This is a genomic window from Hahella sp. CCB-MM4, assembly GCF_002260525.1.
Lineage (GTDB): Bacteria > Pseudomonadota > Gammaproteobacteria > Pseudomonadales > Oleiphilaceae > Hahella.
Window position 1 is genome coordinate 80714 of the sequence record NZ_MRYI01000013.1, and the last position, 19415, is coordinate 100128.

Here is a 19415-nt window from a genome sequence, read left to right on the forward strand (position 1 = left end):
TTGTATCTCATTTAAAACTAGCTTGCGCCGCCTGTTCTCGCCACCACAGCCTCAACCGATTCAAATGACCTGGGCCCACCCGACTCCGATGTCCCTTGTCTGTCTTCATTAGCGCTCATTTGGCTTTTCCGTTTCCACCCCACTCTCGGCTTCCAAGCGGAATCTTTGCTGCGGTAGTGGCTGCTTTAACGCATCGACACCAGGAAAAAGGCTCTCCTGGCGATAGTTCAGGCCCGCCTCCTGCCAACGGCGGATAAACTCATCGACGATGTCTGGGTGGCTACCCAAATGCATTCTCACATAGGGCGCCGGGGCCTGTTGATTGAACAGAGAAGCACACAGCAATGTGCCGGTCGCGTAGAAAAGATCATCCCGGAAACGATCAATACCCTCAGGTTCATTCTGGTAGACCTCTGGCACGGCGAACATCATGTAGGAGGTGGAAGGCCCGATACAGACACGCTGTTCCGGCCAGCCCATCTGGTGTACCAGCTTGTCTTTCACCCGTTCCTTTTGACGCGTGTAAAGCAATCCGGTTTCCACAGTCCAGTCAGCAGCGGCTTCCGTCGCCAACCAGGCACACATCAGTTCAGCATTGTGGGTATTGCAGTGATATCGGTTAATCCAGGATTCCCTGGCCAGCTGACGAAGCAAAGCAGGAGATGTGGTGATTGCCGCCACGCCCATGGAATTACAACTGAATTGCTTGCCAAACGGACGGGTGGTCATCCAGCGCTCAAACATACCGGACCGGGTCATGGCATTACTGCCACCCCGCTCATTCAGTCTGCGAAGTATGGTTTTTAAATGATTCACAACCGGAACCCTGGGGTCATGAACATTGAAATAAGCATCATCAATCAACAGATAGGCCGTTTCTTCCGCACACAGCAACAACAGGAATTCAGTCACCTCCGCCGGCCATTGCATCCCGGTCGGGTTGTGCTGAGGGTTACTCACCACCAGAGCCACTCGTTTAGACGGGTGTTGTCGGTATGCCCCGACAAGATCTTTCCATTCGGCCAGATCCGGTTTCCAGCCTTTTTCCGGCCGGATGGGCAGGTAGGACACGTCAAACCCCACATCCCTGAAGATCCCCCGATAGTCCCAACCGGGCGTTGGGACCAGTGCAACCGGTTGCATTCCGGGCCACCGTCCTTTGAATTCCTTGTAGGCAACTTTAGCCAGGTCATACATCGCCATTCGCGTTGTCATCGCCAGACAACCCACATCAATCTCTCCTGCCCCACCACGCTCCAACTCACCCAGGTCATGCTCCTGGACGATTAAGCGACGCAGAAAATCTCGGTGTCGTTGTATGCCATAACCGCACTCAGCGTAACCCATATCCTCTGGCCGAAACCGAAACTCATTGATGAAATCAAGAAACGCCGGACATACTCCATTCCAATGCTCGCCCTTGACCGCATACAAAGCCGGTCCATGGGGGGATCCTGAAGCCTGATAACGATGATAAAGCATCTGTTCCGGTGAACACTGACGCAGAGGCTCGGACGCATTGAGCAAATGGTCCTCTGCCGCCCGTATATGTCGGCGCATAGAAGGTGTATACAAGGGAGTGGTAGGTGTATACAAGGGAGTAGTAGGTATTGTGGTAGAGGCCTGGGTCTCTGCTGAATCAGCCATTTCGAATCTCCTTTTCGTGACAGCAATACCCATTAAGTGTAGACGACTCTGAGCCGGCTGCTTGCTATCGAAAACCACCTGGGACGTAACAACTCCGAGCAAAAACGCAACAGAACATTCTGTAACACCCAGTCGATTGAAACCTATGCGTACAAACTGTCTGCCATTTTTCTCCACCTGACAGTCTCTTCAGCTCATTTTTTGCTCAAGATCAATTTACCTGCCTTCCGTGACAGGCTATTCTTGTCTATGAGTGAACAAATGGACATTATTCCGAACGGATAAAAGGAGGGACCCTATGACTATGCCCAGCGAATTTGAACAAGCCTTTCGAGACCGACTACTCACCAATGACCTGCTCCTGTTTGTGGAGGATAGGGAGATAGCCTCCGCCATTGTAGGTGATATTGCCAGCGATACCGTCAAGAAAGAGGCCTTGGGTGTCACCTCACACCTTCACCAGGTTATTGACAGTTGCTCGCATTATTATTCGGCCGTCGAGGGGAATAAAGATCTCTATGAGCTTGTCTTAAATGACCCTGAAGTCACTGCCGCGATGCAACAGGCCCACAATAAGCTTGCAGCATTAGGCATTTCAGTGCCAACGATGAAATAAGCTCTTCTATTAAGAATTAAGATAAACAACTTAGTTCAGGTTTTGCCTCAGCATCCTGTATAGGTTGTTTATCTGTCCCGTCACCCGAAACCTCCGCGAGAAGTCTGTCTAAACCGGCATATCACCTTCTATCTCGCTTTGGAGCTTTTCAAGCTCATCGAGGATGCGGATAAACTTGGTACCGAACGGTGTGATGTTATATTCCACCCGCGGTGGTACTTCGTTGTAGCTCATACGCTCCAAAATACCAAACCGAACATTTTTCCGCAGACATTCATTGAGCACCTTGGTGGTCAAACCCTCAACACTCCGCACCATTTCTCCCGGCCGATTAATATCGTTTCGCAAAAGTTGATACACGGTGAGAGACCATTTACAGCCAAAAATCGTCTCAACCATACGCGCACTTTGCTCAGGAGGAGACTTTCTTGAGAATTTTTTTCCTGAGTTTTCATCAATGTATACCACTAAGTACCTACCGCACCGAATTGTGCCTACTTTTCAACAATCTACAAGCTTTCTTATGATCCGTCCACACCTTGCAGCGATCCTGGCTTATCGCGACGAAACCTGATAACTATCGACGGAGATAAACTTATGAAAAACCAATCCTCCCCATTGGCCATGCTTGTGGGCGGTTCCAGCGGAATAGGTCTGGCGACAGCAAGACAGCTTCTGGAACGCGGCATAGACACCATCATTATTGGAAGCTCTGCCGCAAAACTAAACGATGCCAGACAACAGCTTGCGGATTCAGGACAGGTTGAAACCTTGCAGGCCAACCTGTATGACGCCGAAGATATCCAGCACGTGATCGATTTTGTCGCTGACAACAACCGTCATATCAAATATCTGGTGAATGCGGCAGGAAAGTTCAAGCCGACCTCATTTCTTGAACACGACCACAAAGACTACAACGCTTACCTGGATTTAAACCGAGCCACGTTCTTCATTTCCCAGGCAGTTGCAAAGAATATGGCTGCACATGGAGGCGGCTCTATCGTTCACGTAGGTTCAATGTGGGCAAAACAGGCCATCAAGGCGACACCATCCTCAGCCTACTCCATGGCAAAAGCCGGCCTGCATTCTCTTGCGCAGCACATGGCAATGGAACTGGCCGAATATGGCATCCGCGTGAATGCCGTCTCTCCGGCAGTTGTGAAGACGCCGATCTATGAAGCTTTCATTGATCCCGGTGAAGTGGATGCGACCCTATCGACATTTGATGCTTTCCATCCTATCGGGAGAATCGGAACACCAGGGGATGTGGCGAATACCATTTCGTTCCTGCTCAGCGATGATTCGAGTTGGGTGACCGGCGCTGTCTGGGACACTGACGGCGGTGTCATGGCTGGCAGGAATTAGCCAAAATAGCCCGGCACAAGCCGGGCTTCAGCTTTCTTCAAAGATTGTTTACAGAGGAAAAATAGGAATTGTCTACGGTGGAGAAACAGAGATTGATTGCGGAGGAGGATCTAGCACTTGAGAAATTTTAAATCTTCACTAAAACATCCGCCCTGGATTTAGTTGACTCAATAAGAACCGCATTCGGCTCATCAGTACTGGCCACCCACGCCTTAGCTTCATCTTCGCTTCGCCCAAACTGCATGTGACGCTGGATCAATCGACCTCGGCGAACCTCATGATCAACCTCCACATACCAGACCTCATCCAATAAACCGCGCACATCCCTCCAGGGTCCGGATTCCAGCAGTAGATAATTACCCTCGACAATCACCAGCCTCTTGTCAGAAACGATCGGGATCGCATTCGCGATAGGCTCTTCAATCTCACGGCGAAATTCAGGGGCATAGATAATTTCACTGCTCTTTTGACAACGTATACGCTGCAACAACGCAACGAACCCTGCACTATCAAAAGTATCCTCAGCACCTTTGCGTGAGGCCCGCCCCAAGCGAACAAGCTCTGCATTGGCAAGATGAAATCCATCCATTGGAACAACAACCGCCAATGCACCTGCCAATTCCAGAATCGCTTGTGAGATCGTCGACTTTCCCGACCCCGGCGGCCCAACAATACCCAGCAGCTTCCTCTGACCTCCGGCCAGCATTTCAGCGATGCGATCCTGGTATTCTTTGGCAATCATTTGGGTACCTGTTGGGATGGAAATCATAACGAAAGTATGGAAAATTGGCGGCAGAGAGTCTATAGAGCTTGTGGCGATTTTCTGATACGTTCCGTTTGAATGCTTTCTATCAATCTATATCTATGCTTTGGCAAACCAATAAAAGGTGAAATGAATTGAGAATCGGATTTATCCTTCTTTGGACAGCAGTGCTAATTTTGTCTTCGATTTTTCTAAGCACATTGATTGCTTACATTACACTGGACAATAGCGACGGTGGGTATAAGTGGAACGTTATTTGGAATGTTTTAGCAGGGATATTGCTATCCCTCATCATATATGCCTTTTTTGTTAGCCGTATTGAAACCAAGCCTTATCTTCACGCGATTATTATCAGTATATTATCCGAAGCCTTTGGCGTGATATCCACGTCTCTAATACTTGGTGAATTCTGGTACCCTACATGGGTAATTGATATTCCCTTCACACTGGCACTACCAGTAGCAGGCACTTTTATCGGGCTTCAAATAAGACGCTTGAGAAGACAGACTCCCCGCCCGGCAGAGAACTAGAAAAAGAGGGCGTGTAGAAGTCCAGAATTGATTTGAACCTCTACATCTATACTCAGGGCTTGAATTCCAGACTCAATTTTAGTTACACGGAGAATTTGAGATTCTTGGCAATGTAGCGAAGAAACTCAGGTAACGAAATATAACGGTCATAGCCGGTATCAAGTTCTTCTCTTGTCGGGAAAAGCCATTCACTGTCGTCACCGTCTTCAATCCATGTCAAAAGATTGTAATGAGATGGAAGCGAAACAACGTACCCCTGACTTTTATCCTCTGGTTCACCAGTTTTCCACACTAGCTTGTCAACATTGCCTGCGGAAAGGATGTCCTGCTGGCTTCCAACTCCAGTGGCCCACTCGATCGCACGGGTTAATTCCATATAACCAACCACTTTCGCCGCAGCACTATCCAAGCCACGCCAAAAGTAATCCCCCGGCGGCTCAAAAGCCCAGGGTAGAACATCGTAAACCAGACCTGTCGGATATTGTATGGCCACAAGAAAATGTACGTTAGCGGCTTTCCCTGGAGAGCTTCCAGCAATCCATTGGGGTGTCTGTATTGTCATTCTGGGGCATATCTTAAGAAATAAAACAAAACTATTGCCCAAAGAACCTTCGAAAGATTGCCCCCAAAGACAGAGTTTCATCTTCTTTCAGGAGCAGTCCAATCTCACTTTTATTCTTGATTTCATTTCGACCATACTGGCACCACTTCTCAGCGTTAAACATAAACGGTCCCCCTTTTTTCTCCATTTCCTTGGTTCCCATTAACACGATCGTTGCCAACGGCATGGGTTCTACTTCTTCCTGAGGGTTAGAGATACCATCCTCAGTCAATCGCTGAGACAGGTGCTCCTGGAATCTGTCAAACGCCTTTTCATCGGGAACCAAATTTTCACAGTACTTAGTCGTCTCGTTTGCCATAAACATAATGAACGCAGCCTCATCCAGATAATCCGGACGTTCTTTTTTGTTGGCATATACGGCGCTAGACCAGACAAGCACTGAGAGTATGAACACATATCCTGCGAAAGAATTGAAAGCTGTCATTATTCCATACTTCCTGAACCAACTTTGAAATTTGATTTCCCCCTAAACTGCTTCATTACCTAAAGCCCTCTAATCACATTAATCTGGCAAAAAAACTTTAATCAGGCCGCGCCCTCAAAATCTACTTATTTGTTCCTCACCCACCATTTCCCATATTTGTTGGGTAATATCAGAATCACAACTGCGAAATATCGCATGATGTTCATCCGCCCCACCTCCATAGACTTGCCCATAAGACCAAGTACAGATCTGATCAAGCTCTCTATTAATTTCAAAAGAGCATTTGTTCTCCAGGTATTTCTTAAGGGCAGAAAAATCAGTATCTGCAGAAAGCGTTGCTTCCGCGATTGAGTGGTCATAGCTAGCCTCCCCCCAGATATCCAGGTAAGGCGTTACCGCGTTTACGCGGAATAAACAGTGTTTAAACTTATACCCCATATAGTCAGTAACGAATTCATCAACTGTTTCTAATTGTTCGATTGGCTGTTGAAACCAAACGCTCTCCTCGCATTCATCCTTTTCGTGGTTCCACTTGTGGTATAAGTCTTTGCTTTGCAAAGCAATGCTACACAACAACAGAGGTGACTGTTCGCCCCGTAATTTTGCCGCTTCATAGGGAAACAATCCTTCGACGTCATAATCATAAAAAGTGGCCGTTCGTAGGCATTCTATTGGATTGGAGTCAAACTGATGCAAATCACATGCGCCATCTTTTAGGGCTTTAAAGATGGGAAGTTCTGTCAAGGTTATGTCAGATGTAATAAAACTGCAGACATCACTTTGAAAAGTAGTGAAGTAAGAAAAAATGGCCCAATCAAACTCCCTCAAGAGCCCGTTTACCTGCTCGTTGTAGCCTTTGCCTCTGCAGTCCTCAATAAATGGCCCCTTGTATAAAACGTCCCCGGATTCTTTGCTACTTCTACCTGCAACAACCCACGGCCTCGACACCCAGCGAGGCCAGGATTTAGTCAGCTCATATATTTGCAGCGAGTTGGATAGAGGCTGCACTCCTGTCGGCCTCAATAAGAAAGTACTTTGAGATATCGTTATTAATTCATCAACGACTTTCCTAATGAAATTATTCGACGTTGACTCAATATCAAAAAGTATGACTGTGCCAGACATTAGCAGCATCCCATATTCAGATAGATTCTCTTGTCAGTATTATATATATGCAAAAGCTCTCAAAGAGAGAGTTTCAACTTCTTGTGCTGATTTACTCAACTGATTCTTAAAACTCTGAAATCCATAGAGGCTACTACGGAACCATCAACATCCAAATCCCATGAGTCACCATTCCAGTTTGCAAAGTCAGAAAAACCTGGCTCCTTCATCATGCTGAATGGCAATCTAGTACAATCCTTTCAGGCTAGGAGTTCCATTTGACCAAGCAAATATCAACTCAGCTTCCATAACCAACTCTTATAATTCATCACGGAAGTAATTTGTTATAACTCAATTATTATGGTGGCCACGTTACGGCATAGTGATGCTTCATGTCAGCAGTCATAGAATGATTAAAGCCAGGTCAGCTTAATTTCAAAACAGTATCTTCCTTAATCCAACGCTGCTGGTCTCTTTTTTCCTCTACCAAAGCCCTTTTCTTAACGATACCCAAGCGCCTAACTGAGCCTCTTCCGGCCCCTCTATTTTTGTTGATAAGGCTCTTAGCCTCTCAGTTATCTCCGAATCCACAACTACCGCATTGTCCCGGTATTGTTGGATATCAACAATATCCACATCACCCAAGCCCAAGTCCTCTGATGTCTCTAGCACCAGCTCTTCAGCATTCTGTATTGAAGACGAATAAACCATCCAATAGGCAGAATAAAACTCAGCCCCATCTACCTTGACGTAAAAATCATTCGGATCTGTATGCTTTGACTCAATTACCCATAGATTACGTTCGCTCACTATATTTCCCACACAAAGAAGTTCTTACCGATGCATGGAATACAATAAACGTTTATGTTGGTAGAAGTTACCCGGGTTCTACCCCGTTACTGCGGACACTTCTAAACAGTCCCACCCTAATTGGCTCCTGCTACAAGACTAGATGTATCTATTTCAATACCAGAAACAATATATCTACTAGCTTCTGACACGGTCTCTTTAACTAAATCTATACGAATGTCATAAGGCATATAACGATCGCCATTTATTCTTACATCCAGAGACCCTTTCTGAAAGTAATAACTCCAAGAGTTTGGTCCGGTAGGCTCAATCTGAAAAAATGCTGGGCGGATAATTCTAAACGAAGAAATATATTCATCAGGAGTTAGCACAATCTCAGAGTCGGACAGCGTAATAGTAAGCTCTCCGTCCAAATATAACTTAGACGCTATTCTCCTAGCGCTAGATCTGGAAGACTTATTAATAAAATCTGACATTGCAAGACAATTCGACGAATTGCAGTTTACACCGCTAAAGTCACACCTACTATTTCTAACTAATTCAAGGTTGGAGGTTGGTAACTTAGAGTAATCATGCGCAGTAAATTGAACTTTCTCGTCCTCAAAAGAAGTATTACCATTTACAGCATTATCAGCCCAATCATTTATTGCGCAAGCAGTCAATATCGCTTTATCATTTCTATTAATGGGTAAAGTAGACACATAATCTGAAAAAGATTGAACCACAGCAACTAATGGTTCTTTACCATCGGACGAAAGGTTCTTATCAGCATTATTTAAAACTTGTTTCCATGCATCTATATTTTCAATATGAGCTCTTCGTAAGCCGTTTTCAGTATCAAAGTCCATAAAAAAAGAGCCGATGGTTGTTAATGTAATTTTAAAGAAATCAGCTCCTTCTCCCGAAATCTGAATATCTTTTTTCTTAATGTCCGCTGGGTTCAATTTTAAAGACAGTGCTTCTTCAGTGGAGTCGGGAGGAAAAAGAGCCTCCACCAGATCAAGCAATAACGTTACATTTGATAGTATATTTTGATATTCAACAGCAAGAGGTGAAGATTCTGTAGCACTCAGTATTGTCTTTACAGCAGAGCTAGCCACTTCATCTTCCCATTCCTTAAGTACCACATCTATAGACACTGGCCCTCCATAAATAAATGGTGAGCTTATCAAATATGTTACCCCATTGTTTGCGCCTACATATCTAAATTTATAGCGCTCATCATCGTCCCTTTCATATGTAAAAATAACTGTCTTTTGTTTTTCCCCAAACTCGGGAGTTACCTGTATATATGCAACCCCATATTTCTTTCTATCTAGGAACAGTTCTTTAAGAAACTCAAATAGTTTACTGCCTCTCTCATTAATTGATGGCAGATTAAGATCCTTTAAGCTTATCGTCACATAGTCCTTTCCTTGGTCGTACAGAAATGGCTCCCCAGACTGATTTCCTATGGAGAGCTTGGCTGCAGACACATTTATGGACATGATCATTACGATAATTATACTAAGGGTTATAGATATTCTTTCCATAACACGATTCTCCTTTATTATTGTTATTACCCTTTTCACATTATATAGCTAATATTTCTCTCAACTTTTATATAATATGTCATCGATCATATGAAGATTGCTTATTCAGAAGAGCTATCCTTGCTATAAAACTGACAGAAAGGAGCCATACCACTCTGCAAAGAAAGTTTTTATTCCAGAAAGCCTGTTGAAGATGAAAAGTTTGAGAAGAGAGCAAACATAACCGTTGAGGGAAATCCTTAAACTTCGAAGTTTCGTATTCCACTACCAAGCTCCAATCCATCTACGCCCTATTGATGAGAACATTTCTCAAAGAACCTACCTTTCCGTCAAGCTCCGAAAACGATCAATAATCAGCCAAACTTTCTAACAGACTAGACGAAAATCGGCATTTTGAAAGGCTATCTTTTATAACTAATCGTTAGTAACTTATCCGCCTGGGGAATAGCGAGTGCTATCTTGATAACACGATATTTTGATGAACCATGAACAAACCAATATACGATCCTCCAAAGTCAGATTTGCTAATAACGGCCCAAGTAGAGATTCCTGAAAAGCTCATCAACAAAATTAACAATGGTGCTATTGCTGCAACGGTACTTGGTGTACTGGTTCTCGGCCTTATATTGTTATACAGCAGTTCAAGGCCCGATTTGGGCAGCGACTATTTGATGTGGCTGGGATTTACAGCAGCGGTCTGTTTCGCTCTTGCGTATGGCATCTACCGAAAGAGCAGAGTTGCTTCTACTCTGATGTTCTTTCTTTTCCTGCTAATCAAAATATTGATATGGATTCAAACGGGAAGCTTTGATCGTATTTTTATGTCGGCCATATTCCTGTACTTCCTGTTCCGGGCGATGGCCGCAACGTTCCAATATCACAAACGATTGAAAGAAGCCGAGCCAGCCGCTTAACCATATTTCCCCGTAGCTCCGGGAACAAAAGTGTTTCAGTCAGCACTAGCAGGGTCAGGCGTTATCCGATCGTTCACTTCCTGAAAAAAGGACAGGGTTTTATCAAAACCTTCCCTATCAATATAAAGTCGTGTGACAAACAGCGGCGATAAAACCCATCGACAAACCGCCATTTTTTCAACACCATCCTTTTCCACCAACAGGAACCAGACTTTCTCCGTAAAGAACATTTCCCGGCTAGCATGAATAACGTCAGATTCCTTTATGATCCTGGCCTTTCGCAGCCCAGCCATTAGTAGCAGAGTATTCCGTCTTAACTTACGTAGCGTATCCCTTACTGCTGTCATTTTTCTCCAAGTCCACCTTATTCATCGATTAGGTTAGCTTTATCGACAATGCCACAGATGTTATTCAACCCGCGCAAGTTATTACGAATCCCTGAATAATGGAAGAATTGAGTATGCCTTCAGACCAATGTTAAACCACCCCATCCTGGCCTATTATTTATACAGACTACACGTAAGCACTTATCATTCTCCGGAGCAAAGGAACCACGGACATGGCCCCAAGTGCAACAGACCAATATTCTTCCTGGGTTTATCGTTTACCCAATACTGAAGCCAGTATTGACCTCCGTGCAGGCGCCCGGATTCTATTCGATTACCCGGCCATTTCCGGCTATATCAACCAAATTTCTTTCAGTGACTTTGTACTGGTATGGCAAGGGGCTGAGATTATCGCCCTAGGAAGGGTTGTTCCAACAAGCAGCAATGAATCTGATGTCCCGCTGGACAGGCTGGGTTCTTTGCTGGGAGCTCAAATACTCTTTCAAATCTCTCCGCCAATTTACATCGAAGAGCTTATGGGAACGGGTGTATTTGGGAATCTGAATTCGGGGATATCGGATAGCCAGATTACTCCTCTGACTGAGCGTCAATGGCAGACGCTATTGAGCTTCTTGGAGAAACACACAGACCCGGAAGCTTTTAAAAACCTGATCAGCCAACTTGGCAGCTATCGGGAAATTTCTGGTACAGATCCTGGCACTGGCACTGGCACTGGCACTGGCACTGGCACTGGCACTGAGCCTGGTAGAGCATCAAGAAAGGGGCAAAGTAAAGAACCAAAAAAAAGTACCAGGAAAACCAACAGTCCCAAGCCTCCACCCCGCTCTACCACGAAGCCTGAACTAGACCACAAAACCGGCATCAACTACGACTCCCCTTTCACCGAAGACGAACTCAGCCGCTCCCCCATAGCCCAGGGACTAGCCGTCACCCTAAACAATCTTTATCGGGATTCACGAGAAGAAGCCAAAGACAGTTTTCGCATTCACCTGCACGGCATGTGGGGATCGGGGAAATCCACCTTTATGCGATTGCTGACTCTCGCATTACAGCCGGTTCGAACACAGAAAGATCCGGATGGCAGGAAATATATATCACTCCTGCCGGAGACTGACCGACATACCGATTGGGTAGTTGTGAACTTCAATGCCTGGCAGCAGCAGCGGCTTGAACCAATCTGGTGGTCGCTATACCAGACCATTTATACCGACACCTGTGAAAACCTGTTTACTCCCCCTTCGTATAACCTCAATCACCGGGAAATAGAAATGAACACCCGCCGCCACCGTATCCGGCAGGCAGAGAGAAGGTGGAGAGAAAGCTTTCGGGGGCCATGGAGAGGGCTGGCGACGTTAGGGGCAGCTATCACCATCGTTGCGTTGATTTTGATTTTTGCGGGTAATAACGCCGATAGTGCCAAGAACATCCTGGGGCTGATTCTGTCCGCCTTCTCCATTCCCATGGTGGTGTTTAATCTCTACAAATTACGGGAACAGGACCCCTCCCAGGCCTCCCGGCAGGAGGCGACAGTGTTTGCCCGAAAGAATGACGATCCACTACAAGTTTTGAGAAACCGCTTCAAGGAACTCGTGACGGAAGTAGACGGCCCGATCATGGTGTACATCGATGACCTGGACCGTTGCAATGCAGATTATGTCATCAAGCTGCTGGAAGTGATTCAAACCGTCTTCAACGATTCACGGGTGTATTATCTGATTGCCGCCGACCGGCGCTGGGTTCACACGGCCTATGAGACCGTTTACCCGGACATGATGGAGAGCATTCGGGAACCGGGCAAGGACATGGGCTCACTGTTTCTGGAGAAAATCTTCCAGATGGACGTGACCATTCCCGAGATCAGCAAAGAACAGAAAGAAGCCTACTTCGACACACTCCTGGCACGCCAGAAAGAGGGGCTGATCCAGGACACGGACAAACCAACACCTGAAGAAATCAACCGGGAAACATCTGCCAGTGTTGATGTCATGATGCAGAAACTGACCAACCCGGATCTGCATCCGGTCATGCGACAAGCCATCAGCAATAAGGCAGCAGTGGAAATCAACTCCCGCAAAGCCCAGAAACAGTTGGAACACTTTCTCAAACCTTACGGTATTTTTCTGGCCAGCAATCCGCGCGCAATGAAGCGTTATGTAAACGCCTACACCATGATCCTGACCATCGCCCTGGTGCTCTGCCCGACTGAAATGGGACAGGAGGAAAACCAGAAGAAGCTGGCTCTGTGGATGATCATTCTCACCCGCTGGCCTTCCGCAGTGGAGGAAATCCGTATGGCGGTCAAGCACGATAGATTACTGGATTTTGAAAATACCAACTCCCTGAAGTCCATTGATGTCAGTCTGTTTGAGCAGGTGTGGAGAGGAAACGGAGAAAACATCGATGTGTCGCTGGATGTTGAATCAGCCCGCCTGTTTTTGAGGCTGACCCACAGAACCTGAAAACTGAACAGCCTGCTTATAGAGCAGACAGTGGCATGTATTGAACAGACAGGGAATGTAATAAACAAACACGGAATATATAGAACAAATAAAGAGCCGTATTGAACAGGCAAAAGAAGAATCCCTGCGCTTCTTCAATGATCAGTAAAGTGACCGGGAAGCGCAGGGTATTTGTACAGCAAGTCGTTAACAGTTAATCGCTTGAGCCTTACGGGCTTTCTCGAAGACTTTTTTCAGGTATTCGAGATTTTCTTTGGCGGGTTTAAAATTTGTAGGAGCTAGTTTTTTAGGAGCTTGAGTGTTTTGCTCTTCTTTTGACGGTGTCATTTTTATTACCTCCTGGTTTGGGTAGCGGTATATCCTTATTTCCTGTGCCTGAACCCAACTGCTCTCTGGAATCCGAGCGGTCCTGATATTTGAAGTTACATCCCTGTGCGACGGTCGTCTATGATTCAAATCGGCTATGCCGTTTGACATAGTGCCGCCGAAAGTTTCCGCTTACATGTAAGGAACTACTTCCAGGCAATACTGAAACATAGCCCAATATATTTGGAAAGTGAAATCACTGTAATTCATATGTAATACAGGTTTCAGTCACATTAGTTAGTAGTATATGTTGTCTCTGGTGAGCGATTAATTGATCCTGCTCAAGCATCATGTTGATTTAAATAAGAAAATATCAGTTATTCAAAATTCTGCACTGACTTGCCACGGAAGCTGCGCCTGATGATGATTTTTAAGAACCGGACAATATCTATTCTCCGACCTCGCAATAAAGCTCTCGGTATACCGGAATTGATCGCCATTGCCCTCGGCGGCATGGTAGGCGGCGGCATTTTTACGGTATTGGGGATTTCCGTTTCCATGATCGGTGTCTACACCCCTATTGCCATTAGTATCGGAGGGCTGTTTGCCGCTCTCGCCGCTTACTCCTATATCAAGCTGGGGGTGTACTACAAAGACGAAGGGGCCACTTACTCGTTCTATAAGAAGACCTTCCCCAAATCCCCCTTTGCTGCGTCTCTCATCGGCTGGTGGGTAATTTTCGGGTATATCAGTACATTAGCTCTCTATGCCTATACCTTCGCCTCTTATGCCATCAGCGGGTTTGCCTTTGCCGACAGTGAGTGGACCCGCAAGCTGGTGGCCGGAGGCATCATTGCCGTCTTTACCCTGATCAATGTCTGGAGCGTGAAAGGCATGGGGAAAGTCGAGGATCTGATGGTTTACACCAAGCTGGTCATACTGGTGGTCATTTCATTTGTTCTGATCAATAACAGTGATACGACCATCCCTGCACTGCTTCATGATGACGGCAATGTAACCTTTCTCAATATATTGATCGTCGCTTCCCTCACCTTCGTCGCTTATGAGGGATTCCAGTTGGTGGTCAATGCCGTCAATGAAATGGAAAAACCTGAGCGCAACATCCCCAGAGCCATTTATTCCGCCATTGCTCTGGCCATCCTGATTTACTTTGTCATTGCACTGGGAGCCATCCTCGCCATTCCGTTTGAGGACATTATCAGTAACCAGGAATATGCGCTGGCCTCAGGGGCCGACCATGTTCTCGGACACTGGGGAACCGATCTGGTCATCCTCGGTGCCCTGCTGGCCACCAGCAGTGCCATCAGCGGCACGCTGTTCGGTGCATCCCGGCAAATGGCGGTTATTGCCAAGGATGGGTATTTCCCCAAACTGCTGGCCAAACGAAGCCGGAATATCCCGGTATATTCGATATCCGCGATGTCCGTCTTCGCGTTTCTATTGATCCTGGCGGGTAACCTTCAGGTCATCCTTGAATTCGGTAGTGTCACTTTTCTGCTGGTGTCTATGCTCATGGCCTACGCCAACTACCGCGTTCGCCACAGAACAGATTCCTCACCTATAGTGGCGCTGATAGCCGTTTTCGGGCTGCTGGCGGGGACGATTTTGATTATTTACTTTGAGGCGAGCTATCAACCGGAACAACTGTACTTCATTGGTGGCCTGTATGCCCTTTTAACCCTGTGTTCATGGATCTATTCCAGAAGCAAGGTCTTACAACCTGTCGCATGAAGATAATACTTCATGCGACCGATTCAGGTCATCTGGGAGCTTTAACAGGAGACTACAGGGGCTTTTCCCAAAACATTGCCCTACCGTGTTTCGGGCCCAGTTCATATCCTGAGAACCCAAAGCTGGAATATACCCTTTGGGCTTTGGCATTCCCTTCCAGGACTTCAAGGGTTAATTTGCAACATCCCCGCTTCTGTGCGATCGACTGGACTTTTTGCAGCAGCTTTCGACTAAGCCCCAAGCCACGAAAATCAGATGCCACGACAATGTCATGGATATTGATCAGTGGCCGGCATTTGAAGGTGGAAAAGCCCTGGAAGCAATTGACCAGGCCTGCCGGCTGATCATCCACATAACAGAGAAGACTGAAGGCATTTGGAATCTTCGCGAGTTCAACCGCCAGCCGTTGGCGAATATCTTCAGACAACGGTTCACCGCCTCCCATCGGATCTCTGGCATAACAGTCCATCAGGAAACCAATATCCCTACTATGTGTGGGATTAAGGTAATCTGCGACAACAATTTCTACTTTCATCCTGATGTTTCCTCGGCTTACTGGGCCATGATTACAGTTTTTTCAGGTCAGAAATTTCCATATTTCTTGCATATTTTCTTCTCACAATCGACTGGTGTCTTTCAAACAGCCAAAAGATAACAGCCTGTGAAGTTCGTGGTTAACATATTTAGGCGTTTTCCCAACCTATGGACGGCGGTGGTGTTCCTGCTATCCGTCACCTATGTCTATGCCGATCCAACGTCACACAGCACAGTGCTAGTGGACACAAATGGCTCGTCCATTGTCATGGAAATACACTTTCCTCTTGATCAATTGCAGTTGGCCATACCTGATCTCAAGCTGGACAATAGCTCTGATCATATGTTGGACAAAAGCTCTGAACTTAATCTGGATAAAGACTCCGGCCTTAAACTAAATAGCCGCGCTAGCCTGAATGGAGAAAGCATCATGCAACTCTATAGCTATCTGCATCAGCATGTCGCCATCACCACCGATAACAATGATCCCTATACTCTCGATGTCGACAGCATCGACATTGATCATTCAGGAGATTTGCCGCAACTCCAGGCTAACCTGACCTTCACTTTGCCGGACAGCACAGAACCTGATATCACAGAGTCTGGTGAGACAAAACCAAATAGCTTCAACCTGCACTTCAGCGCCATACTACATCAACAGATGGCCCATGAAGCCTATGTTCAAGTGCGCGCGCCCTGGCAAGATGACGCTCTGCCCGACAGTCCCTATCGTCTCAATATCCTCCATTATGGTCATGAGAGCATTCGTATCGACGGAACAGAGACCAGCCTTTGGAACACATTGCGACAGCTTCAGATGTCGAAATATGGGGTTTGGATTGACGGCACTCTTCTCACGATCCTCTGGCTATGCCTCATTTATTACCTGGTCAGGTCCCGGCGGGTAACCCGCCCTACTGAAAAGCGCCTTTCAGGTAAGAAGTTATGTCCCCGGCAGCAGGAAAAAGTCGAAATCTGAGAGCTAATCACCGCTCCTCAAAAATATTTAATCATTTCTCAGGCAATTACGTCTGCCCACGATCCTGTAAATTTGCTATTTTTGGCCTTCACATTTTTCTGCGCCTGTCACCCTTTCCAGACAGATGCTCAGAACGGATTTCAGGATGCGAGCCTCCGCTCTAATCAGGATACCCACGCACCTGATTTGCAGGACCAAAGAAGGAACCCTTGTTATGAACCCGCGCCCAGTCATTCTGGTACTGGCATGTTGTCTCGGCTTGCCGGCATTACATGCAAACGCCGAAGCCAAAACCTACGGTGGAGCCCACGTCGGCCTGTTGAATTTCGAAGTCAATGACGTCACCTTCCGGCCTTGGTTTGCCGGACTCCAGACCGGCTTTCAGTCAGACAGCGGCGTTGGCATGGAAGTCGCGGCGGCAACCGGCATTATAGACAATGAATCCAATAAGACCGAAATGTCCCTGAATTATAGTGCCCAGGGCTACCTCACATATTCCCTTTACGATGAATATGACGGACCCCGCCGAGGTCAATTTCTTTTAGGCGCTGGCTATGCGGTCATGGAAACCAGCACCAGAGCGGGTTCCACAGACTATCCGGGCGACCAGACCTGGGACGGCCCGGCACTGATGATCCGATACTCCGAGTACCTGCCTTCCTATCCCAAGGTTAATCTGGCAGCCAGCTATGAGCATTATTATCTGGACGACCAGCTTTCCGTTGCGCAATTTACCCTTGGAGTAACTTATGATTTTTAGTGCCCTGAATGGAATCAAGAAAGGTGTTCTATCCTCTGCTGTGTTTAGCAGTGCCTTATTGTTAGGAGCATGCGACAACCAACAAGAGGCGGAGAAGCTGGGCGAGGCCATTGATGTAGCCGAAAAGGAAATCGTCAGTATCTCGCTGAGTTCGAAGAGTGATAAGGACATCTTCGAGCCCGGTGAAACCTGGCAGTTCACGGCAACAGGAACCACTTCACGAGACAAGGAACTGGATATCAGTGACGATGTCACCTGGTCGCTGTCTGACAGTTCCCATGCGTCCTTTGACGGAGACGGTACCCTGACCGCCAAAAACTTTACCGGGTTGCACAATGTCACGGCCAAGATCAAATGGGGCCAGTTTGAAGACTCCATGGATATCACATTGTCCGATGCAGCACTCACCGCTCTGAGCGTTAGCGTCAACCCGAATCCTCTGGATGAATGCCGCTCTGCCATCCTGAGCGCCACCGGCACCTATGAAGATGGCAGCATGCGTGACATGAGTGGTGTCGTTTACGCTTCAAATGACACCACCAAGGCTACTGTTAGTGGAGAGAGTCTGATCACTCACGACTCAGGGAGTATCAATGTTACCGGCTCTAAATCTGGAATCACTTCCGCAGTTGAGCCTGTTACGATTTCTGAGACCCTTGCAGCTCTCACCATCAGCCAGGGCAGCACCGCATCCATCCGTACAGGGTCTACGCTCAGCCTCAGCAGCAAAGGGGATTACACTGGCGGTTCGTCAGGAGTCAGCATCACTAACGCAACCTCCTGGGAATCCTCCAAGACCGATATAGCAACGGTGAGTGACAGCGGTAAAGTCACCGCTAAAACGGTTGGAGAGACCACGATTACCGCTTCTTGTGGCGGCCTGGATGACACGATTGAAGTTTCAGTACTCAATGTGACCGGCATTGTGATTGTCAGCCCGACCTCTGACGAGCTGGACCCCGGCGATACAGTGCAGCTTAAGCTTTACGAAGAATTGTCCGATGGTTCGCGTGCCACGGAGGATCTGGCAGATGAGGACAAAGTCATCTGGGTGATTACGGTCGGCGGCGACGTTGCCAGCATCAACAGTGACGGTAAAGTCACCATGGATGACAGCTTTGACGACTATAGTCAGAACTACATCCGCATTACCGCTGACTATGGTGAATACGACGACGAAATTGAGTTGTTTCTCAACAAATAACCCGTCAGACTGTTTATCTGCAACGCCTCGGTAACTTCTGATCAGTAAAGCCGGGGCGTTAGTTCATTCCGCAAATTCCACATAAATAATAAGGAACTATCAACAATGGCAAGTCAACTTCCCGGTAAACATGGTGACAGCCTGGACTATGGCATGATCAACCATTTTCTTATCACGATTTCCATCGGTGTTGCTCTGGGTATTTTGTTGTTCGGGTTTGTGTTATAGCCCACAAACCTAACTGATAAAACAACCCCGGTAGAAGGTGTACTTGTGACGAATCCCTATAAAGCTCCTGAGTCTGATGTCAGTCTTGGAATAGAAGAAATTCCAAACAGAACCGGATGGAAGGTGTTCTTCTGGATAATGCTGGCTCTAGAATCCTGGTCTATGTTTTCAATGCTGGGCGATCCCGAAGAAACTCTGTTTAACATCCTTGGAGAGGGCGTAGTCTACACCTTAATTTTACTGGGGTTGTTTGGGTTTTCGCACAACAAAAAACTGCTGTCACAGCAGTTTTGGGGATACTTGATTCCGGTAGGTATTGTCTGGGATGTCTACACAATATTTGGCATGGATGATCCCGGTTTCGAATCACAAACCGAGCTGTATGTCTTCCTAGGCTTTATCGTAATTTTGCTGGTGCCATTATTGCTCCTAACATATCTGGCCTTATACAAGTACCGCTTCCACTCACCCCATATCTGGCGTTGATTGCACTTTTCTACACGCCTCTCCGTTGATTCC

Annotated in this window: 21 protein-coding genes; 10 read left to right on the plus strand and 11 right to left on the minus strand. The window is 46.8% G+C overall.

Features of this window, described 5'->3' with window-relative positions:
- Positions 1-108: 108 nt before the first annotated feature.
- On the minus strand, positions 109-1647 hold the full coding sequence (locus tag BTA51_RS19970) for an aminotransferase class I/II-fold pyridoxal phosphate-dependent enzyme (protein WP_210404883.1): 1539 nt from the start codon (positions 1645-1647) through the stop codon (positions 109-111).
- 298 nt (positions 1648-1945) lie between these two features.
- Here BTA51_RS19970 and BTA51_RS19975 point away from each other — a divergent pair, with 298 nt between their 5' ends.
- On the plus strand, positions 1946-2263 hold the full coding sequence (locus BTA51_RS19975) for a hypothetical protein (RefSeq protein WP_094710513.1): 318 nt from the start codon (positions 1946-1948) through the stop codon (positions 2261-2263).
- Between the two features lie 108 nt (positions 2264-2371).
- On the opposite strand, the gene BTA51_RS19980 is transcribed toward BTA51_RS19975, so the two are convergent.
- Positions 2372-2662 (minus strand): helix-turn-helix domain-containing protein, encoded by a 291-nt coding sequence (locus tag BTA51_RS19980; RefSeq protein WP_094710709.1) that lies wholly within the window; start codon positions 2660-2662, stop codon positions 2372-2374.
- A 198-nt stretch (positions 2663-2860) separates the two neighbouring features.
- Here BTA51_RS19980 and BTA51_RS19985 point away from each other — a divergent pair, with 198 nt between their 5' ends.
- Entirely contained in the window at positions 2861-3628 is a 768-nt protein-coding gene (locus tag BTA51_RS19985; RefSeq protein ID WP_094710515.1) for an SDR family NAD(P)-dependent oxidoreductase, read from the plus strand.
- A 127-nt stretch (positions 3629-3755) separates the two neighbouring features.
- Here the strand turns inward: BTA51_RS19985 and BTA51_RS19990 are convergent, their stop codons facing one another.
- The 6 genes from BTA51_RS19990 to BTA51_RS20020 all read right to left on the minus strand — a co-directional run bounded on the left by BTA51_RS19990 (position 3756) and on the right by BTA51_RS20020 (position 9413).
- Entirely contained in the window at positions 3756-4370 is a 615-nt protein-coding gene (locus BTA51_RS19990) for a nucleoside/nucleotide kinase family protein (protein ID WP_094710517.1), read from the minus strand.
- Positions 4371-5003: 633 nt separating this feature from the next.
- Positions 5004-5483: a hypothetical protein gene (locus tag BTA51_RS20000; RefSeq protein ID WP_094710521.1), complete on the minus strand. Its 480-nt coding sequence runs from the start codon at positions 5481-5483 to the stop codon at positions 5004-5006.
- Between the two features lie 31 nt (positions 5484-5514).
- Positions 5515-5967, minus strand: a complete 453-nt coding sequence (locus BTA51_RS20005) for a DUF5333 family protein (protein WP_094710523.1) — start codon at positions 5965-5967, stop codon at positions 5515-5517.
- A 114-nt stretch (positions 5968-6081) separates the two neighbouring features.
- Complete coding sequence (locus BTA51_RS20010) at positions 6082-7092, minus strand: hypothetical protein (protein ID WP_141215640.1); 1011 nt, start codon at positions 7090-7092, stop codon at positions 6082-6084.
- Positions 7093-7554: 462 nt separating this feature from the next.
- A complete protein-coding gene (locus BTA51_RS20015) occupies positions 7555-7881 on the minus strand; it encodes a hypothetical protein (protein ID WP_141215641.1) in 327 nt (108 codons plus the stop codon).
- 116 nt (positions 7882-7997) lie between these two features.
- Positions 7998-9413, minus strand: a complete 1416-nt coding sequence (locus BTA51_RS20020; protein ID WP_094710529.1) for a hypothetical protein — start codon at positions 9411-9413, stop codon at positions 7998-8000.
- Between the two features lie 485 nt (positions 9414-9898).
- Here BTA51_RS20020 and BTA51_RS20025 point away from each other — a divergent pair, with 485 nt between their 5' ends.
- Positions 9899-10327, plus strand: a complete 429-nt coding sequence (locus BTA51_RS20025; protein WP_094710531.1) for a hypothetical protein — start codon at positions 9899-9901, stop codon at positions 10325-10327.
- Positions 10328-10362: 35 nt separating this feature from the next.
- On the opposite strand, the gene BTA51_RS20030 is transcribed toward BTA51_RS20025, so the two are convergent.
- Positions 10363-10674: a hypothetical protein gene (locus BTA51_RS20030; protein WP_141215642.1), complete on the minus strand. Its 312-nt coding sequence runs from the start codon at positions 10672-10674 to the stop codon at positions 10363-10365.
- Positions 10675-10886: 212 nt separating this feature from the next.
- Between BTA51_RS20030 and BTA51_RS20035 the strand changes: the two genes are divergently transcribed.
- Positions 10887-13133, plus strand: coding sequence for a P-loop NTPase fold protein (locus BTA51_RS20035; protein ID WP_094710535.1), 2247 nt, complete (start codon positions 10887-10889; stop codon positions 13131-13133).
- Between the two features lie 186 nt (positions 13134-13319).
- Here the strand turns inward: BTA51_RS20035 and BTA51_RS30240 are convergent, their stop codons facing one another.
- Positions 13320-13460 carry a hypothetical protein gene (locus BTA51_RS30240; RefSeq protein WP_168188230.1) on the minus strand — a complete coding sequence of 47 codons (141 nt, stop codon included), beginning with the start codon at positions 13458-13460 and terminating at the stop codon, positions 13320-13322.
- A gap of 399 nt (positions 13461-13859) precedes the next feature.
- On the opposite strand from BTA51_RS30240, the gene BTA51_RS20040 reads away from it, so the two are divergent.
- Positions 13860-15191, plus strand: a complete 1332-nt coding sequence (locus tag BTA51_RS20040) for an APC family permease (RefSeq protein ID WP_094710537.1) — start codon at positions 13860-13862, stop codon at positions 15189-15191.
- A gap of 52 nt (positions 15192-15243) precedes the next feature.
- Here the strand turns inward: BTA51_RS20040 and BTA51_RS20045 are convergent, their stop codons facing one another.
- Positions 15244-15726 carry a GNAT family N-acetyltransferase gene (locus BTA51_RS20045; protein ID WP_094710539.1) on the minus strand — a complete coding sequence of 161 codons (483 nt, stop codon included), beginning with the start codon at positions 15724-15726 and terminating at the stop codon, positions 15244-15246.
- A 126-nt stretch (positions 15727-15852) separates the two neighbouring features.
- On the opposite strand from BTA51_RS20045, the gene BTA51_RS20050 reads away from it, so the two are divergent.
- From BTA51_RS20050 to BTA51_RS20065, 5 genes are all read left to right on the plus strand, one after another.
- Positions 15853-16704 carry a hypothetical protein gene (locus BTA51_RS20050; RefSeq protein ID WP_094710541.1) on the plus strand — a complete coding sequence of 284 codons (852 nt, stop codon included), beginning with the start codon at positions 15853-15855 and terminating at the stop codon, positions 16702-16704.
- A 214-nt stretch (positions 16705-16918) separates the two neighbouring features.
- Complete coding sequence (locus BTA51_RS20055) at positions 16919-17464, plus strand: outer membrane beta-barrel protein (protein ID WP_168188231.1); 546 nt, start codon at positions 16919-16921, stop codon at positions 17462-17464.
- The gene (locus BTA51_RS20060; protein ID WP_094710545.1) at positions 17454-18668 is read left to right on the plus strand and encodes an Ig-like domain-containing protein; all 1215 of its coding nucleotides are present in this window, start codon (positions 17454-17456) and stop codon (positions 18666-18668) included. Before BTA51_RS20055 ends, BTA51_RS20060 begins: the two co-directional genes overlap by 11 nt.
- Before the next feature lie 105 nt (positions 18669-18773).
- The gene (locus BTA51_RS30805) at positions 18774-18896 is read left to right on the plus strand and encodes a hypothetical protein (RefSeq protein ID WP_256385743.1); all 123 of its coding nucleotides are present in this window, start codon (positions 18774-18776) and stop codon (positions 18894-18896) included.
- A gap of 45 nt (positions 18897-18941) precedes the next feature.
- On the plus strand, positions 18942-19382 hold the full coding sequence (locus BTA51_RS20065) for a hypothetical protein (RefSeq protein ID WP_094710546.1): 441 nt from the start codon (positions 18942-18944) through the stop codon (positions 19380-19382).
- The last annotated feature ends 33 nt before the right edge of the window (positions 19383-19415 follow it).